Here is a 17,464-nt window from a genome sequence, read left to right as displayed (position 1 = left end):
TCACATCAGATCGTCGACGCCGTCGTCGGCCCCGGCCGGGAGCCGCGAAGCGACCCCCGCTCCGACCACCGTCCCGGACAGCGGCGCGAGCGCCTTCCCGACGACGTCAGCCGTCTGTGCCCCGACGTCCGACAGGTCGGCCAGCCCGTCGTCGAGGTCGACGACGTCCTCGAGCATCCCGACCGTGACCGCGATCAGATCGCACACCGCGTTCGGATCCTCGAGGAACAGCACGCGCTCACCGAGGACTCCCTTCCAGTGGCCGCGAACCTGCGGGTCGTCGAAGTAGCTGGTCTGCCGCGGCAGGATGTAGAAGACCTCCCACCGCTCCTGCAGTTCGCGGTACACCGACGCCGGGTCGAGGTCGTCGTACACGTCGTCGCCGATCACCTCCCGGATGTGCCGAGCACGCAGCCGCGGTTTGCTCATCTCATCGCCGATGAGGAATACGTAGCCCTTGCGGCCACGCTTCTCCCACGCGTCGGTGACGGTGTGCCGGGCCACGAAGTAGGCGGCGAGCTCGTACGACTCCGTCTTCTGTCCGCCGCCGTTGCCCTCGAGCAGGATGTTGCGGAGCTGATCGTCCATCCGGTTGTCCGACTCGAACTGCCCCACCTGCAGCGGGACGTAGTCGGTCTCCGCGTCGCCGATCGCGCCGAACATGATCTGCGGGTCGGTCGCGTAGCCCTTCCGCAGCAGCAGACCGTGCAGTTGCGCGAGTTGCTTCTGCATGGCGACCGGAACCGATCCCATCGAGCCGGTGACGTCGAACATCACCACGATCGGCGTCGACTGCGGGTGTTCGTCGCTGTCCCGAGATTCCCGCAGCGTGACGCCGAGGGGGTCGAGGTCGGGGTGCGCCTTCCATTCGGTGGCCGGCCGCGCCTTGGTGGACGCGCTGTAGGCGAAGTCCGCCGATCCGGTCCGCGCTCGGAAGGTCGCCGCGGCGCGGTAGGCGTCGTCGCTCCAGTATCCGTTTCCCATGATGTTCTCCTTCTCTCTTCGTGTGGTCGAGTGGCGTGAGCGACGTCAGGCGCTCACGGTGTACGGGAACGGCCGGAAGCGGCGTCGCCCGTACAGGTCTTCCAGCAGGTCGTCGTACTCGTCGAGGAGTGCGACGGCGGCGGGACGCATCCGAGGTGCACGCTGCATGCACCCGGCGGCGAAGGCGAGCTGTCGCCGCTGCGTCGGTGCCAGCAACGTGCGCATGGTGGCGTGCACCATGTACACGTCGAGTGCCGCACTCGCCGGTTCGTTCGCGTCGGGCGGGTAGAGATCGCGTCGCGACGCGATCCGCCCCGGCAACTGTTCCCCGGGCGCCGAGGCGAACGACCAGCCCGCCAGCACCACGCCGTGCCCCTCCGGGTGGATCAGCACGTTCTCGGGAACCAGCGCTCCGTGCACCAGACCCGCGAGATGAGCGCCGGCGACCGCCCTCAGCAGGCGGCGATGGATCCACGCCCAGTCCCGTCCGTCCAGCCCTTCGGGTCGAGCCGCAGCGACGGTCGCCAGATCGACGAAGCCCTCGGCGGCCCCGTGCGCCGACAGCACATCGGCCGTTCGGGTGGTGCCCGAACCCGCGTCCAGCAGGTCGGCGGTGTCGAGCAGTCGCGGGAAGTACGGCGCAAGCCAGGTGTTCTCGGGCCGGTCGGTCAGCGCCCGGAGCCTGCGGAGCGCAGCACGTTCACGCTCGAGGAAGCGTCCCGACGATGCACTGCGCGACACCTTGATCGCCACCCGGTCTCCGGATTCGGACGTCGCCGCGTACACCGCGCTGACGCTCCCCTGCACCGGCGAACCGATCACCGTGTACCGGCCGCGACGACCGCTCACCACGCCGGCAGGCCCCCGCCACTCGTCGTACCGCGCGACCAGCCGTTCGAAAGCAGCCGCGACAGCTGGGTCGCCGGCATTGCGATCCGGGTGCAGCAGCGCCGCCAGGCGACGGAACTCGCGTCGCCCGACACGGGGCGAGCCGTCGGCGGGACCGAACAGATCCGCGGCGTTCCGGGCCGCGGCGACAGTCTCGATCGCTCGGAGTGTTTCGGTGTTCATGCATTTTAGTCTAAGTGACTAATATTGGTCGCGCAAGGCCTCCTCCGTAAATGAATCCCCGATTCAGGCCGATATCGCCTTTTCGGGCGAGTTCCCGGCCTATCGGGGATTCATTTACGCGAGTGTCGAGACCTACGACAACCGCGCGACGGCGGCGTCGATCCGCTCGTCCGTACCGGTCAGCGCCATGCGGATGTGTCGGGCGCCCGCGGGGCCGTAGAAATCGCCGGGGGCGACCAGGATGCCGCGTTCAGCGAGCCACCGCTGGGTGGCGCGAGAATCCTCACCGCGAGTAGCCCAGAGGTACAGACCGGCTTCAGAGTGATCGATGGTGAAGCCCGCGCCGATCAACGCGGTCCGCAGCTTGTCGCGGCGAAGTCGGTAGCGCTCACGCTGGGCGTCGACGTGCACGTCGTCGTTCAGCGCGGCGACGGTGGCCCCCTGAATCGGGAACGGAACGATCATGCCCGCATGCTTGCGCACCGCGAGCAGTTCGGCGATCAAGCCGCGGTCGCCCGCGAGGAATCCCGCGCGGTACGAGGCCAGATTCGAGACCTTCGACAGCGAGTGAACCGCGATGAGGCCGGTATGGTCGCCGCCGCAGACCTCGGGATGGAGCACGGAGTAGGCCGCGCCCTCCCACGTGAGACCGAGATAGCACTCGTCGGACACCACGACCGCACCGCGCTCGCGCGCCCAGTCGACGATGGCCCGGAGTTCGTCGACGCCCTGGACCCGACCGGTGGGATTCGACGGACTGTTGAGATAGATCAGGACCGGATCGCGATCGCCGATGGCCGCGACGGTGTCGGCGCGATGGATCTCCGCACCGGCGAGCAGGGCCCCGACCTCGTATGTGGGGTACGCGACCTCGGGGATCACGACGAGTTCGCCTGCGGGAACGCCGATCTGCGTCGGCAGCCCGGCGATGACCTCCTTGGTGCCGACCACCGGCAGAATCGACGACTCGTCGAGCCCGGAGATTCCGAACCGCCTGTCGAGCGCCCCGACTGCCGCCTCGCGCAACTCCCGCGTGCCCACCGTCGCCGGGTAACCGGGGAACTCCGACGAGGCGTCGAGCGCCGCGCGGATCACCGGGTCCACCGGATCCACCGGCGTGCCGACCGAGAGGTCGACGATGCCGTCGGGGTGAGCCGCCGCCAGCGCCTTCGCGTCAGCGATGGTGTCCCACGGAAAGTCCGGCAGGGCCGAGGTCACCGGCCGCAGCCGGCTGTTCGTCGATCGAGGCAGCGCGGTCACTGACGAATCAGCCCTCTTCGCCCATCGGCGGCAACGCCTTGATGAACGCCGGATCGAAGTCGGTCTTGCCGACCTTGCTGGCACCGCCGGGCGAACCGAGATCGTTGAAGAAGTCGACGTTGGCACTGACGTACGGCTCCCACTCGTCGGGCACGTCGTCTTCGTAGAAGATGGCCTCGACGGGACACACCGGCTCGCAGGCACCACAGTCCACGCACTCGTCGGGCTGGATGTAGAGCATGCGCCCGCCCTCGTAGATGCAGTCCACCGGGCACTCTTCAACACAGGCCCGGTCGAGGACGTCGACGCAGGGCTCGGCGATGATGTAGGTCACTACGCTTCTCCTTCACTGCACGATTCCTCCTCGGCGCCCAGGGCTGGTGAGCGCAGCGGAATCATGTCGCACTAAGAGTATCCACCCTGGGGCCCGATCCCCGACCGCCGCCCCACGCCGCATTCGTCACGTCGACTCGACCTGCGAATAGTTTTGCTCAACCTGATGAAAACTCGCAGGCACACCCCGGAGTTCCAAACGAGCCCACCCGCGACACCCACGCGCAAGACTGGATATTCCACCTCACCCCGGTGATCATCACCACGGCCCGAATAGATACCCCCTGGGGTATATTGGGGATACCCCCAGGGGTATGACAACGAAGGAGAAGCGCCTTGAAGATTCTGGTTGTCGGCGGAGTCGCCGGCGGAATGAGCGCAGCGGCACGGGCACGTCGCCGCAACGAGAACGCTGAGATCGTCGTGTTCGAGCGTGGAGATCACCCCTCGTTCGCCAACTGCGGCCTGCCCTACTACGTGAGCGGCGAGATCGACGACGAGTCGTCGCTGCTCGTGCAGACTCCCGAATCGCTCAAGAGCGCACTCGACATCGACGTCCGCGTCCGCCACGAGGTGGTCGGCGTCGACCCCACCGCCCAGACCGTTCAGGTGACTCACGACGGCACCACCTCCGAGTGGACGTACGACGCGCTGATCCTCTCCCCCGGCGCACTCGCCGTCCGACCCCCGCTGCCCGGCATCGACTCACCGCGCGTGCAGACCCTCCGCACCGTCGGCGACGCGGCGCGGATGCGCACCGAGGTCGAGGCCGGAGCCACCCGGGCTGTTGTCCTGGGCGCCGGATTCATCGGGCTCGAGGCCGCCGAAGGCCTGCGGATGCAGGGCCTGGCGGTCGACGTCGTCGAACTCGCCCCGCATGTGCTGCCGCCGCTCGAGACCGAACAGGCAGCCCTGATCCAGGCCGAGCTCCGCGAGATGGGCATTGCACTGCACACCGGAGTCGCCGCCACGGCCATCGAGTCCGGCGCCGACGCCGACACGGTGGTCCTGGCCGACGGCACTCGCATCGACGCCGACATCGTGGTCCTGTCCGTCGGTGTCCGTCCGGACACCGCGGTCTTCGAGGCCGCGGGCGTCGCCTGCGAACGCGGGGCCATGATCGTCGATGGGCACGGTCGCACCAACCTCGACCGCATCTGGGCGGTCGGCGACGCGACCGTCAGCACCGATTCGGTCACCGGCCTGCGCAGGCCGGTCGCCCTCGCCGGCCCGGCCAACCGCGCAGGCCGCCTGGTGGCCGACCACATCATCGACCCGGAGTCGGCACGGCCCATTCCGCAGCCGGTCGGCACCTCGATCGTTCGCGTCGGTTCGCTGACCGCGGCGATGACCGGTGCCAACCGTGCCGCGCTCGACCAGTCGGGCATCGACTACCGCACCGTCCACCTGCACCCGGGCAGCCACGCGGGCTACTTCCCCGGCGCAGAGCAGATCCACCTGGTGATGCACCTGCGGGCCGACGACGGCCTGATCCTGGGCGCGCAGGCGGTCGGTTCCGACGGCGCCGACAAGCGGATCGACGTCCTCGCCACCGCCATTCGCAACCGGATGACCGGACCCGACCTGATCGACCTGGACCTCGCCTACGCCCCGCCGTACGGCTCGGCGAAGGATCCGGTGAACATGGCGGGCATGATCTCGGAGAACGTCGTCAGCGGCGCCCTCGAGCTCTGGTACGCCGACCAGTACAACGAGAACGAGTCCGAACACCTGATCCTGGACGTCCGCGGCCCGGACGAGCAGGACGCCGACCCGGTGCCCGGAGCACTCTGCATCCCGCACACGCAGGTGCGCGAACGCCTCACCGAGATCCGCGAGGCCGCCGACGGCCGCCCGATCCGCGTGCTGTGCGCCAGCGGCGTCCGCTCGTACCTCGCCTACCGCGTACTGCGCGCCGACGGCCTGCCCGCGGCCAACCTGTCCGGCGGTCTGCTGACGCTCCGCGCCTACCAGGCCGGCTGACCACCCGACCAGACCATCCGATCCACTTTCTGTACGACCCGAGGAGACATCCATGTGCCAACAAGCAACCTGCAAGACCTGCGGCAAGACCACCTGGCGCGGCTGCGGCCGTCACGTAGACCAGGTGATGCGCGGCGTGCCCGCGTCGAGGCGCTGCCAGGGACACCCGGATAAGCCGGGCCTGATGCAGCGCCTGTTCGGGGCCAAGTAGCCCCGCACCGGATCAGACGAGGCCGACGCCCACCAGCGGAGCCTCCACTCGGCCGTACTCCGTCGTTCGTTGACGCGGAGTGCGGCCGATCCCGTTCACGATGTCGTGCAGTTCGGCGACCGTTTTAGCCGAACCGTGCTGGCTGCCCGCCATCCGCGAGATGGTCTCTTCCATCAGCGTCCCGCCGAGATCGTCGGCACCGCCGCGGAGCATCACCCGCGTGCCGTCCACGCCCAGCTTCACCCAGCTGGTCTGCACGTGATCGATGCGTCCGTGGAGCATCAGGCGTGCCAGCGCGTGCACCGCGCGATTCTCCCGACGCGTGGGGCCGGGGCGCGACGCACCGGCCAGGTACAGCGGCGACGACTGGTGCACGAACGGCAGTGGCACGAACTCGGTGAAGCCGCCGGTCCGGTCCTGGATGTCGCGCAAGGTGTTCAGGTGCCCGACCCAGTGACGCGGGGCGTCGACGTGGCCGTACATCATGGTCGAACTCGACGGGATCCCCAGCTCGTGCGCGGTCGAGATGACCTCGATCCACGACGCCGTCGGCAGCTTGCCCTTGGTGAGGACCCAGCGGACCTCGTCGTCGAGGATCTCGGCGGCGGTCCCGGGAATAGAGCCGAGGCCCGCAGCCTTGAGCTCCGACAGCCAATCGCGGATCGACTCACCGCCGCGCGACGCGCCGTTGACGATCTCCATCGGGCTGAAGGCGTGCACGTGCATCGACGGCACGCGTTCCTTGATGGCCCGGACCAGGTCGACGTAACCCCCGACCGGCAGTTCCGGGTCGATGCCACCCTGCATGCAGATCTCGGTGGCGCCGTCGACGTGCGCTTCCCAAGCCCGGTCGGCCACCTCCGACGTCGACAGGGTGAAGGCGTCGGCATCCCCCTTGCGCTGCGCGAACGCACAGAACCGGCAGCCGGTGTAGCAGATGTTGGTGAAGTTGATGTTCCGGTTCACCACGTAGGTGACGTCGTTTCCGACCACGTCCGCGCGGATCGCGTCGGCCAGCGCCGCAAGGGCGTCGAGGCCGTGTCCGTCGGCTTCGGCGAGTGCCAGATAGTCGTCGTCGGAGAGGCCCGCGGGATTGTTCTCAGCGCGTCTCAGCGCCGCGGCGACCTCCGACTCCAAGTGCACCGGAGCCGAACTGCCCAGCTCGAGCACCTGCTCGCGAATGGTGTCCCAGTCGCCGAACGCGTTGTCGATGTCGCTGCGGGTGTCGGTGTTGCGCCCATCGACGTCGATGGCCGAGTTCAGGTCCACACGGCCGGAGGAGGCCCACTCGTCGTCCGGTTCCTGCCACGGCAATCCGGTCGGCTTGACGTCGGCTGCCAGACCGGTGGTCGGATCGGCGAGCGCGGCGACGTGCTGCGCGATGCGCGGGTCGATCCACGGATTGCCCGCCTTGACGTACTTGGGCTGCGCCGCGATGCGCTCCACTAGGCGGTAGTCTGCCGACGCGGTGAGCTCGGCGAGGGTGTCGAGGTTGGGCCAGGGGCGTTCGGGGTTCACGTGATCGGGGGTGAGCGGTGAGACGCCGCCCCAGTCGTCGACGCCGGCGGCCACGAGCGCCCGGCAGTCGTCGCCGGAGACCAGATTCGGCGGGGCCTGGATCCGCATGCGCGGACCGAGGACCAGGCGGGCCACCGCGATGGCCGCGAGGAACTCGTCGATCTCCGCATCCGGCGCCCCGCGCATCGCGGTGTCGGGCTTGGCGCGGAAGTTCTGCACGATCACTTCTTGGATGTGGCCGAAGGCCTTGTGCGATTTCCGAATGGCGAAGATCGACTCGGCGCGCTCACGAAGGTTCTCGCCGATGCCGACCAGGATGCCCGTGGTGAACGGGACCGACAGCCGTCCGGCGTCGGTCAGGACGCGGAGCCGGACTTCCGGATCCTTGTCGGGGCTGCCGTAGTGGCACTCGCCCTTGTCGGTGAAGAGTCGACGAGCCGTGGTCTCGAGCATCATGCCCATCGAGGGCGCCACCGGCTTGAGCCGGTTGATCTCCTCCCAGGTCATCACGCCGGGATTGAGGTGCGGGAGCAGTCCCGTCTCCTCCAGCACGCGGATCGCGGCGGCTCGGACGTAGTCCAGCGTCGAATCGTATCCGCGCTCGTCAAGCCAGGCCGCGGCCTCGGGCCAGCGCTCCTCCGGCCGGTCGCCGAGGGTGAACAGCGCTTCCTTGCACCCGAGTTCCGCGCCCCGGCGGGCCACGTCGACGATCTCGTCGATCTCCATGTACATCCCCTTGCCCTCGCGGGCGAGGGCGCCGGGCACGGTCACGAACGTGCAGTAGTGGCATCGATCGCGACACAGGTGGGTGATCGGGATGAAGACCTTGCGCGAGTAGCTGATCTGACCATCGCGACCGTCGGCGGCGAGGCCGGCGTCGCGGACGCGTCCGGCGGCCTCGCAGAGCGCCCGGAGGTCGTCGCCGCGCGCGGCCAGCAGCACCGCGGCCTCGTCGACGTTGAGGACCGCACCGTCGCGCACTCGACGCAGGGCGCGGCGCATCGCAGAACTGGACGGTGCCGGAGAACTGGACGGTGCCGGAGGCGAAGCGATCGGACCCGTGGGTTGAGACGCCTGCGAGTTCGGCACAGCGTCCGAGTTCGGCACGGCGTCGTCAGAGGAAGTGGTCACTTCTCCGATGTTAACCACCTCGCCGACCCGAGGTCGCCCCACCGGTGCGGTAGGCCGGGATCAGGTCCGGTCTGGGCGATTCGCAGTGATGGCCTTCATCCTCGTGTTCGACACCCAGTAGCCGGGCAGCGCCAGCCCACAGGCCAGCAGCAGAAGCAGCTGCCAGCCGCCGATGAACGCGGCGCTGCCGAACAGCGGCAGCATCGCCAGCACGGTCACCAGGGTCCAGGCGCCGAGCGGTGCGTACTGCCAGGAGGTGTCGGTGCACATCGACGCCAGCTTCAGCAGCAGCACGTTGACCGCACCGGCGACGAGCACGGTGATCGGCGCAGACACACCGCCGATCCGGATCATCAGAAACGCGGCGGTGAGGATGCCGAGGAGGAATCCGCTGACGGTGAGGACGGCCAGGTCGAAACGATCGCCGCGGTTCACCACTCCACCCCCGCGAAGAGGTCCGTCTCGACTGCGCCGTCCACCCGACCGGCGTCGGTCCGGATGAAGTGCTCGGTTGACATCACCGGCTGAATGATGTTGTTGCTGAGCGCGAACTCCGTGCGCGACGGAGCGACGGTGACCTGTGTGGCGTGCGCGGCCAGAGCTCGCACTTTGCGATCGAGGACATTGCTGACGTCGACGGCGGCGGTCACCTCGCGGTCGGGATAGCTGGGCAGTTCATCCGGGCCCGGCATCCGCCAGCCTGCGGGCACGTCCGAGACGGCGGCCAGGCCGCGCGCGAGCTCGGAGGCCTGCGTCACCGACTCGTACACCTTGAACGTGCGGCGCAGACGCGCTTGCGCGAGCGGGATGGCAGCCGACGAGATCTCGTGCACGCGTTTGTGGTCGGGGTGCCCGTAGGTTCCGGCTTCGTCGTACGTGACGACCACCTGCGGTGCGAAGGCGACCAGCTCCGCCGCCAGTGCCTCCGCGAGTTCGTCGGCCGCGGCCTGGAACAGCGCGCGCGGATTCGACGCCGACGGTGTCCCCGCCATCCCGGAGTCGCGCCACCGACCCGCTCCACCGAGGAAGCGGGGTCGAGGACCCACCACGCCGGGCGGGGTCAGTGCGGCGAGCGCGGCGTCGAGTTCCCCGATCCGGAATCCACCGAGCTGATCGGCTCCGCCGTCGGCGACGAGGTGCGCCCACCGGTCGCCGATCACTTCGCCCTCCTCGCCGAGGGTGAAGGTCACCACGCGGACGTCGACGCCGCGCGACAGGTACTCGGCGATCGTGCCGCCGGTCATGATCGTCTCGTCGTCCGGGTGGGCGTGCACCAGCAGCAGCCGTGCGCGAGCGGCGGTCACCTCAGCGACCATCGGTCGGCGCCGCCGAACACGCCGACCTGGATCGGTCCGCCGAGTTCGACGCCCGCGATGCGATCGGTGACCGCCGAGAACAGGGTGTCTTGGAAGATCGGCAAGTAGACGGCCTTGTCGGCCAGCAGCGGTTCCGCCTGCTGGAGCTGACTGGTCGGATCGTCCGTGCCCATCGCGGCCTCGGCCAGTGCGATGAGCTCCGGATCGCACAGCCCCGAGACGTTGCCGGTGTAGCTGTCGTCAGCACTGACGTTCTGCTCCGGCTTCTTCGACGTGGTCGTCGCATCGGGCGCCGTCGGCGTGGTCGGCAGCACGGTCTGGTCGGACGACTCCTCGTCGTTGGGCTCCACGGTGTGAGCTCCGGCCTCGGTGCCCTTGGGCGGCGCCTGGCAGGCCACCTGGGAGGCGAACTCGGCGGCGGGGCTGCCCCCGACGCCGGTCCAGCCGACCACCAGATCGACGCGACCGGCGGTCAGTGCCGATCCGTAGAGCTCGGTGTTCGACATGCCGACCACGCTGGCGCGGACCCCGCGCGACCGCAACTGATCGGCCATCGTCTCGGCGGCGGCCATGGTGCGCTGGTCGGCGTTGGTGGCCCCGATGCGGACGGTGAGATCCTTGCCGTCGGCCTGAATCGGCGCGATGTCGTATGGGAGGGCCGGAATGTCGGCGGGAACCAGCGCAGGCGGGGTCGAGGTGGGCGAGGGCGTCTGCGAGGCACTCGGAGCGGGCGGCGCCGGGCGCGGGGTGGGCGTGCCGGGGCGGTAACCGGCCGAGGCGAGCAGAGCCAGGATCTCGTCATCGGTCGGCCGAGCCCGGTCGACCGGGGTGTAGTCGGCGTCCGACGGCGCGAAGACGGTATTGGCGAACGGGGTCACCACGGTGTCGCCCGCGGCGGCCGCGGTGATCAACCGTCCGTCGAGCATGCCCAGGATCGCGGCACGCACGTCCCTCGACTTCATCGACTCCGACCGCGCGTTCACGTTGACGGCGAGTGCTCGGGTGGTGGGCAGGCGACCGCTGGTGACGCCGGGGATGGCGCCGAGCTCGGCCGCCGATGCCGCTCCCGTGGGCAATGCGGCCAGCGTCGAGTCGCCGTTTCGGATGGTCTGCGCCATCTGCTGCGGGCTGCCCGCACGACGCAGCACCACCTGGTCGATCTCCGGCGGCTTCCGCCAGTAGCGGTCGTTGCGGATGAGACGGACCTCATCGCGTGCCCGATCGATCGAGTAGATCTGGAAGGGGCCGGCGGTGACCGGCTTGCCCTTGTCCATGCCCACCTGGAATCCAGTGGGGTCCGACCTCAGGGTGTGGCTCGGCAGCAGGTTGTTGAACAGCTGACGCCAATCCGGGTAGGCGCTGCTGAACGTGACGGTGACGACCTTGCCGCCGCCGGAGGTCTGGACGTCGGAGATGGCGCGATACCCCGCGGGCGCGATCACATTCGGCTGTCGCGACATCTGCTCCCAGAGATAGAGGAAGTCGTCGCCGGTCACCGGCAGCCCGTCGGACCACTGGGCGTCGTTGACGATCTTGTACTCCACCTTGAACGGTGCGTACGAGACCACCTCTGCGGCGGTCAGCAGGGCGTCGTTCATCCGCCACTGCTCGCCGGTGGGAGTGTTGACGGGGACGAACGGGCTCGGCAGCGTCATGGCCGCGATGGCCGTGGTGACCGTGCCCTGGTCCGCCCCGAGGTGCGGGTTGAAGCCCGCGCCGATGGTGTCGGTGGCGACCGTGACGGTCCGCTCGTCCGGGTACTCGTTCGGCGTGTGCGTCGGCAGCGTCTCGCGCACCGGCGGCGGCGGATCCGCCATGCATGCGGTAGCCGTGAACCCGACGAGCCCGGCCATTGCGATCACGGAGATACGCGCGAGCACGGTCCTCATCCGCATTCCCCTATCCCTGAAGTCGGTTCGGTTCGGCTCCGCAGGAAGCGGTTCCGGTGTCCGGCCCATCGTAGCCACAGCGACAAGTGTCCCTCCCGCGCGGAGCGGGAGGGACACACTTGTCGATGTCAGGCGTTGGCGTCGCGATTCTTGGCGCGCGACCGCTCGCGGGCACGAGTGGTCGAATCCAGGTTGACCTTGCGGACGCGGCACACCTCGGGGGTCACCTCGACGCACTCGTCGCCGGCACAGAACTCCATCGCCGCTTCCAGATCGAGCTCCATCGGCTTCGCGAGAGTCTCCATCACGTCGGCCGACGACTGCCGCATGTTGGTGAGCTTCTTCTCACGGGTCACGTTGATGTCGAGGTCCTCCTGGCGGGGGTTGATGCCCACCACGTGGCCTTCGTAGCTGTCGTCGCCGGGGTTCACGAAGAACGTGCCGCGGTCGGCGAGCTGGATCATTGCGAACGGCGTGACGGTGCCTGCGCGGTCGGAGACCAGCGAACCGGTGTGGCGGGCGCGGATCTCACCGGCCCACGGCGCGTACTCGTGGAAGACGGCGTTGGCGATGCCGGTGCCGCGGGTCTCGGTCATGAAGTCGGTGCGGAAACCGATCAGACCGCGCGAGGGCACCTCGAACTCCATGCGGACCCAGCCGGAGCCGTGGTTGTTCATCTGCTCCATGCGGCCCTTGCGCGCTGCCAGCAGCTGGGTGACGGCGCCGAGGTATTCCTCGGGGACGTCGACGGTGAGGTGCTCGAACGGCTCGTGGGTCTTGCCGTTGACCTGGCGGGTGACCACCTGGGGCTTGCCGACGGTGAGCTCGAAGCCCTCGCGGCGCATCTGCTCGACGAGGATCGCGAGCGCCAGCTCGCCACGTCCCTGGACCTCCCAGGCGTCGGGACGGCCGATGTCCTGCACGCGGAGCGAGACATTGCCGATCAGTTCGCTGTCGAGACGGTCCTTCACCATGCGAGCGGTGAGCTTGTGGCCTTTGACGCGACCGGCGAGCGGCGAGGTGTTGGTGCCGATGACGGCGGAGATGGCCGGCTCGTCGACCGAGATGCGCGGCAGCGCGACGGGGTTGTCGGGGTCGGCGAGGGTGTCGCCGATCATGATCTCCGACATGCCCGCGACGGCGACGATGTCGCCCGCGACGGCCTCTTCGGCCGGCGCGCGGTCGACGCCCAGGGTCACCAGGAGTTCGGTGATCTTGGCGCGCTCGATCACGGCTTCGCCGTCGACCTCGCGGCACCAGGACACCTGCTGACCCTTGCGGAGGGTGCCGTTGTGAATGCGGACCAGCCCGATGCGGCCGAGGAACGGCGAGGCGTCGAGGTTGGTGACGTGTGCCTGCAGCGGGGCGTTGACGTCGCCCTTCGGTGCGGGAACGTGGTTGATGAGGACGTCGAACAGCGCGTCCAGGTTCTCGCCGTCGGGAACGCTGCCGTTCTCCGGCTGCTCGGTGCTGGCGATGCCCGCGCGGCCCGAAGCGAAGAGGACCGGCAGATCCAGAGCCAGCTCGGCGGCTTCGGCGGCCTCCTCGTCGAGGTCGGAGGCGAGATCCAGGAGCAGGTCCTGGGCCTCGGTGACGATCTCGCCGATGCGGGCGTCCGGGCGGTCGGTCTTGTTCACGACCACGATCACCGGCAGCGACGCGGCCAGCGCCTTGCGGAGCACGAAACGCGTCTGCGGCAGCGGGCCCTCGGACGAGTCGACCAGCAGGACGACGCCGTCGACCATCGACAGGGCGCGTTCCACCTCGCCACCGAAGTCGGCGTGGCCGGGGGTGTCGATGACGTTGATGACGTACTCGGTGCCGTCGGGCTGACGACGGTGCACTGCGGTGTTCTTGGCGAGAATGGTGATGCCCTTCTCGCGCTCGAGGTCGCCGGAGTCCATGACGCGGTCGACGAGTTCGGCGCGCTCGCCGAACACGCCCGACTGACGCAGCATCGCGTCGACCAAGGTGGTCTTGCCGTGGTCGACGTGCGCCACGATCGCGACGTTGCGGAAGTTGGTACCAGCGCTCACTAAGGTCTCTTTCGAATCGGTTCCAGGTTCTGGGCGGTCGGCGCGGAGCGCGACCGGCAGTTCGCGATCGACCTGGGCGGCCGGTCAGCGATCAACCCGTTAAGGGTACGGCAATCTTCCACCCGGTGGCGACGGACAGTTGCGTAACCATGGTTAGGCTGAGCTAAAGTTCAGCTATGGGAAAGACCAGTCCGGCAAAGGTCGCGCAGCTCAAGCCGAAGAAGAAGTGCTGCAAGAAGTCGACCCGGTGTCTGCGCTGCCCAGTGGTCATCCATCGGATGAAGAAGCTCGACTGCGACCACCTGTCGAAGAAGCAGGCCAACAAGGCCCTCAAGAAGGCGCGTGCGGCCTAAGCCGCAGTTCAGCAACCATTTCCTGCGCCCAGCCGCGGTCGTTCGGCACGACCTTCCCGGCGGCCATCAGCGCAGTCAGCCCCTCGGCGTCGACCCAGCGAATCGCGCGATGCTCTACCGCGCGCGGAGTTCCGGAGACGATCTCGGCCCGCATCGCGACCAACGTGAGACCGTCCCTGGGACGCACCACATCGCGCAGCGAAGCTCCCACCGACACCACAACGTCGAGTTCCTCACATAGTTCGCGCACAAGGGCCGCTGCGGGCGACTCGCCCGTTTCCACTTTGCCGCCCGGCAGTTCCCACAGGCCCGCGACAGCTTCGGGATAGTCCCGCTGCGCCAACAGAATCCGGTCGCCGCGGAGCACTGCTCCGGCTACCACCAGAACCTCGCCGACGCTCACCCGACCACCGCCAGGGCCCCGGCGTCCAGGTGGATCCGGACCCGATCTCCGGGAGCGACTGTGTGTGAACTCACACCGTCGTACACCGCTCCGGCCACGGCGATCCGCACCCGCCAGGACGAGACCATCGCGGCCGCGTGCTCGACCACCGCGTCGCCGTCGACGTCCGGCACCGCCACCAGGGCCTCCGGCCGCAGCGCGACGCGACACTCACCGTCGGCCAGGCGACCGAAACTGAGGTCGTCGGCCAGACTCGCCCGACCGATCGCGGTCTCGACGACGCCGTCGCGCAGCGTGCCCGGGATCACCGCACGCGAGCCGAGGAAGGCGGCAGTCTCCTCGTCGACCGGGCGGTGCCACAGCCGCGACGTCGCATCGGTCTGGACGATGCGACCGGCCCGCATCACCGAGACCGTGTCGGCCATCAGCGCGGCCTCCCGGTGGTCGTGGGTCACCAGGATCGTCGGGGTCCCCGACTCCCGGACGATCTCCCCGATCGACTCCGCGAGCGCCTCGCGCAACTGCGAGTCGACGGCGGCCAGTGGTTCGTCGAGCAGCAGCAGTCGCGGGCTCGGCGCCAGCGCCCGCGCCAGCGCGACGCGCTGCGCCTGCCCGCCCGACAGCTCGGCGACCGATCGGTCGGCGTACCCGCGCAGATGCACCAGGTCCAGCATCTCGTCCACCCGGCTGCGGGCTGTCGCCCCGCGGATCCCGCGTCGCCCGAGTCCGTACGCGATGTTCTGACGCACGGTGCGGCCGGGAAACAGCTGGCCGTCTTGAAAGACGACGCCGAAGTCGCGCTTGTGCGGAGGGACGTCGGCGAGCGAACGACCGTCCCACGAGATCGCTCCGCCTGCGATCGGCTCCAGGCCCGCGATCGCGCGCAGCAGGGTCGACTTGCCGCACCCGGAGGGTCCGAGGAGCGCCGCGACAGTCGCGGCGCCGGTCCCCGCCGACCAGTCGACGGCAGCCAACGCCTCGAACCGGCCGTAGCGGACGGACACCTGCATCAATGTCAGCATTTACCGCTCCTTCTCCCCCGCTGTCGTCTCCCCCGTTGTCTCGGCCGCCACCGGGTCGGGAACGTCGGCCCGGCGCGGCCGATTCGTCGTCGATCCCACGCCGAGCAACTCGATGCCTGCGATCACCACCGCGCTCACCACCACCAGGAGCACCGAGGCCGCCATCGCCGTTGCCAAGCTGTCGGCCCCGGGCCGACCCATCAGCGAACCGATCATCACCGGCAACGTCGTGGTGTCCGGGCGCGCCAGGAACGTGGTGGCGCCGAACTCGCCGATGGCCATCACGAACGCGAACCCGGCGGCCGCACACAGCGAGCGCGCCGTCAACCGCAGGTCCACAGAGATCAGGACCCACAGCGGTCGCGCGCCGAGGACGAGTGCGGCATCGCGCAGTCGCGGCGGCACCTGCTGGAGCGCCGAAATCATGATTCCGGCGACCACGGGGACCGCCAGTAGCGCCTGCACCGACGGAATCACCAGCGGCGAGTTCGCGATCTCCGTCGGCAGCGTCGCCACGACGAGGAGATAGCCGAACCCGAGTGTCACGGCGCTGACGCCGAGCGGAAGCACCGCGAGCATCGCCGTGAACTCCGCGGACCAGCCGCCGCCGCGGGTCACCGAGACCGCGACGAGGAAGCCGATCACCACCGCGAGGGTCATCGCGGCCAGCGCGCTCGTCAGCGAGTACTGCAGCGACACCCACGCCGAACCGCCCGCCCCCGACGCGGTCAACGACCGATAGCCGTCGAGCGTCCATGCCGCCCCGTCGGGCCGCACCGACCGCAGCACCAGCGACGCCACCGGAAGCAACAGCCAGACGGCCACCCACACCTGCGTCGCGAGCACCGGAATCCACGTCCAGCCGCGCACCGGTCGACGACCTTCGCGGCCCAGCATCGGCGGTCCGCCCGCGGTGCTGCGACCGCCGACGATGCGCGCCAGGACCAGGGCGCAGGCCACCACCGCGATCTGCAGCATCGAGAGCGCCACCGCCTCGGGGATGCGGAACTCGGCGATGGCCTGCTGGTAGATCTCCGTCTCCAGCGTGCGCGCTTCGCCGTTGCCGAGGACGATGACGACCCCGAAGCTCGTGGAGCAGAACAGCAGGACCAGCGCGGCCGCAGCGGCCACGGCCGGCGCGATGCGCGGGACCACCACGTCCCAGAATGCGCGGATCGGCGTCGCGCCGAGCGAGCGCGCGGCTTCGACGGTCCGCGGATCGACGTGCGCCCACGCCGCGGTCACCACGCGAACCACCACCGCGACGTTGAGGAAGATGTGCGCGAGCAGGATCGCGGTCCACCCGCCGTCGACGCCGAGGAAGTCGAGCGGCCCGGTCAACAGCGCGCGGAAGGCCACGCCGACCACCACGGTCGGCAGCACGAACGGGACGGTCACGATGACCCGCAGCACGGCCGTCCCGCGCAGCCGGACGGAAGCGAGCAGCCACACGATGGGCGCGGCGACCAGCACCGCCAAGACCGCTGACGCCGCGGCCTGGGCCAGGGTGACGGCGAGCAGGTGCCACCCGTCGACGTCGTCGAGGAGGCCGAACACGCCTGCGGTCGTGCGTTGATCATCGCCCGCACGGCGCACCAGGGCCACCAGCGGCCAGATGAAGAGGACGGCGACGAACAGCGCGGGCACGATCGTGGCAGCGCGCATGATCGGCGAGACGCGACGCCTACCGGCGCGCCCGGGTGCGGTCGACGGCGTCATCGTCAGCGCTTGACGACGTCCCGCCATTCCTTGAGCCACTCCTCGCGATGCTCCTTGATGTACTCGGGCTGCATGGTCACGGTCCAGGCCGGAGCCGGCGCGGTCTGGCGCCAACTGTCGGGCAGGCGCACGTCCTTCTGCACCGGGTAGACATACATCGACGCCGGGAGGGCGGCCTGGACCTCGGGGCTGAGCATGAAGTCGACGAGCTGCTTGGCTCCGTCGACATTGGCGG

The 17,464-nt window shown here is 69.2% G+C and carries 16 protein-coding genes; 3 read left to right on the top strand and 13 right to left on the bottom strand.

Features of this window, described 5'->3' with window-relative positions; all coding sequences use genetic code 11:
* From GX543_RS00100 to fdxA, 4 genes are all read right to left on the bottom strand, one after another.
* Positions 1–984 carry a hypothetical protein gene (locus tag GX543_RS00100; RefSeq protein ID WP_290848997.1) on the bottom strand — a complete coding sequence of 328 codons (984 nt, stop codon included), beginning with the start codon at positions 982–984 and terminating at the stop codon, positions 1–3.
* Positions 985–1,029: 45 nt separating this feature from the next.
* Positions 1,030–2,055, bottom strand: coding sequence for a hypothetical protein (locus tag GX543_RS00095; protein ID WP_290848996.1), 1,026 nt, complete (start codon positions 2,053–2,055; stop codon positions 1,030–1,032).
* A 132-nt stretch (positions 2,056–2,187) separates the two neighbouring features.
* Positions 2,188–3,273 (bottom strand): succinyldiaminopimelate transaminase, encoded by a 1,086-nt coding sequence (dapC, locus tag GX543_RS00090; protein WP_290848995.1) that lies wholly within the window; start codon positions 3,271–3,273, stop codon positions 2,188–2,190.
* Positions 3,274–3,322: 49 nt separating this feature from the next.
* Positions 3,323–3,649: a ferredoxin gene (fdxA, locus tag GX543_RS00085; protein WP_290848994.1), complete on the bottom strand. Its 327-nt coding sequence runs from the start codon at positions 3,647–3,649 to the stop codon at positions 3,323–3,325.
* Between the two features lie 335 nt (positions 3,650–3,984).
* Here fdxA and GX543_RS00080 point away from each other — a divergent pair, with 335 nt between their 5' ends.
* Together GX543_RS00080 and GX543_RS00075 are read left to right on the top strand one after the other, a co-directional pair.
* Entirely contained in the window at positions 3,985–5,631 is a 1,647-nt protein-coding gene (locus tag GX543_RS00080) for an FAD-dependent oxidoreductase (protein ID WP_290848993.1), read from the top strand.
* Positions 5,632–5,683: 52 nt separating this feature from the next.
* Positions 5,684–5,842, top strand: a complete 159-nt coding sequence (locus GX543_RS00075; RefSeq protein ID WP_290848992.1) for a hypothetical protein — start codon at positions 5,684–5,686, stop codon at positions 5,840–5,842.
* 12 nt (positions 5,843–5,854) lie between these two features.
* Here GX543_RS00075 and GX543_RS00070 read toward each other — a convergent pair whose 3' ends face one another.
* From GX543_RS00070 to typA, 5 genes are all read right to left on the bottom strand, one after another.
* Entirely contained in the window at positions 5,855–8,413 is a 2,559-nt protein-coding gene (locus GX543_RS00070; RefSeq protein WP_290849011.1) for a bifunctional FO biosynthesis protein CofGH, read from the bottom strand.
* 138 nt (positions 8,414–8,551) lie between these two features.
* On the bottom strand, positions 8,552–8,926 hold the full coding sequence (locus GX543_RS00065; RefSeq protein WP_290848990.1) for a hypothetical protein: 375 nt from the start codon (positions 8,924–8,926) through the stop codon (positions 8,552–8,554).
* Positions 8,923–9,795 carry an N-acetyl-1-D-myo-inositol-2-amino-2-deoxy-alpha-D-glucopyranoside deacetylase gene (gene mshB / locus GX543_RS00060; RefSeq protein WP_290848988.1) on the bottom strand — a complete coding sequence of 291 codons (873 nt, stop codon included), beginning with the start codon at positions 9,793–9,795 and terminating at the stop codon, positions 8,923–8,925. Before mshB ends, GX543_RS00065 begins: the two co-directional genes overlap by 4 nt.
* The gene (locus GX543_RS00055) at positions 9,792–11,696 is read right to left on the bottom strand and encodes an ABC transporter family substrate-binding protein (protein ID WP_290848986.1); all 1,905 of its coding nucleotides are present in this window, start codon (positions 11,694–11,696) and stop codon (positions 9,792–9,794) included. The genes mshB and GX543_RS00055 overlap by 4 nt, the downstream gene beginning before the upstream one ends.
* 128 nt (positions 11,697–11,824) lie before the next feature.
* Positions 11,825–13,732 (bottom strand): translational GTPase TypA, encoded by a 1,908-nt coding sequence (gene typA / locus GX543_RS00050; RefSeq protein WP_290848984.1) that lies wholly within the window; start codon positions 13,730–13,732, stop codon positions 11,825–11,827.
* Between the two features lie 176 nt (positions 13,733–13,908).
* Between typA and GX543_RS00045 the strand changes: the two genes are divergently transcribed.
* Positions 13,909–14,085, top strand: coding sequence for a hypothetical protein (locus GX543_RS00045; RefSeq protein ID WP_290848983.1), 177 nt, complete (start codon positions 13,909–13,911; stop codon positions 14,083–14,085).
* Here GX543_RS00045 and GX543_RS00040 read toward each other — a convergent pair.
* The 4 genes from GX543_RS00040 to GX543_RS00025 form a co-directional block, all read right to left on the bottom strand.
* A complete protein-coding gene (locus GX543_RS00040) occupies positions 14,063–14,488 on the bottom strand; it encodes a (deoxy)nucleoside triphosphate pyrophosphohydrolase (protein ID WP_290848982.1) in 426 nt (141 codons plus the stop codon). The two genes, GX543_RS00045 and GX543_RS00040, sit on opposite strands and share 23 nt — an antisense overlap.
* Positions 14,485–15,510, bottom strand: coding sequence for an ABC transporter ATP-binding protein (locus GX543_RS00035; protein WP_290848980.1), 1,026 nt, complete (start codon positions 15,508–15,510; stop codon positions 14,485–14,487). The genes GX543_RS00040 and GX543_RS00035 overlap by 4 nt, the downstream gene beginning before the upstream one ends.
* Entirely contained in the window at positions 15,511–17,256 is a 1,746-nt protein-coding gene (locus tag GX543_RS00030) for an iron ABC transporter permease (RefSeq protein ID WP_290848978.1), read from the bottom strand. It abuts the gene before it with no gap.
* A partial coding sequence (locus GX543_RS00025) for an ABC transporter substrate-binding protein (protein ID WP_290848976.1) occupies positions 17,232–17,464 on the bottom strand: 233 nt, incomplete at its 5' end. The genes GX543_RS00030 and GX543_RS00025, both read right to left, overlap by 25 nt.

Origin of the sequence: Gordonia sp. (in: high G+C Gram-positive bacteria), from assembly GCF_012515855.1 — a bacterium.
Classification (GTDB): domain Bacteria; phylum Actinomycetota; class Actinomycetes; order Mycobacteriales; family Mycobacteriaceae; genus Gordonia.
This window is presented reverse-complemented; position numbering and strand designations above follow the sequence as displayed.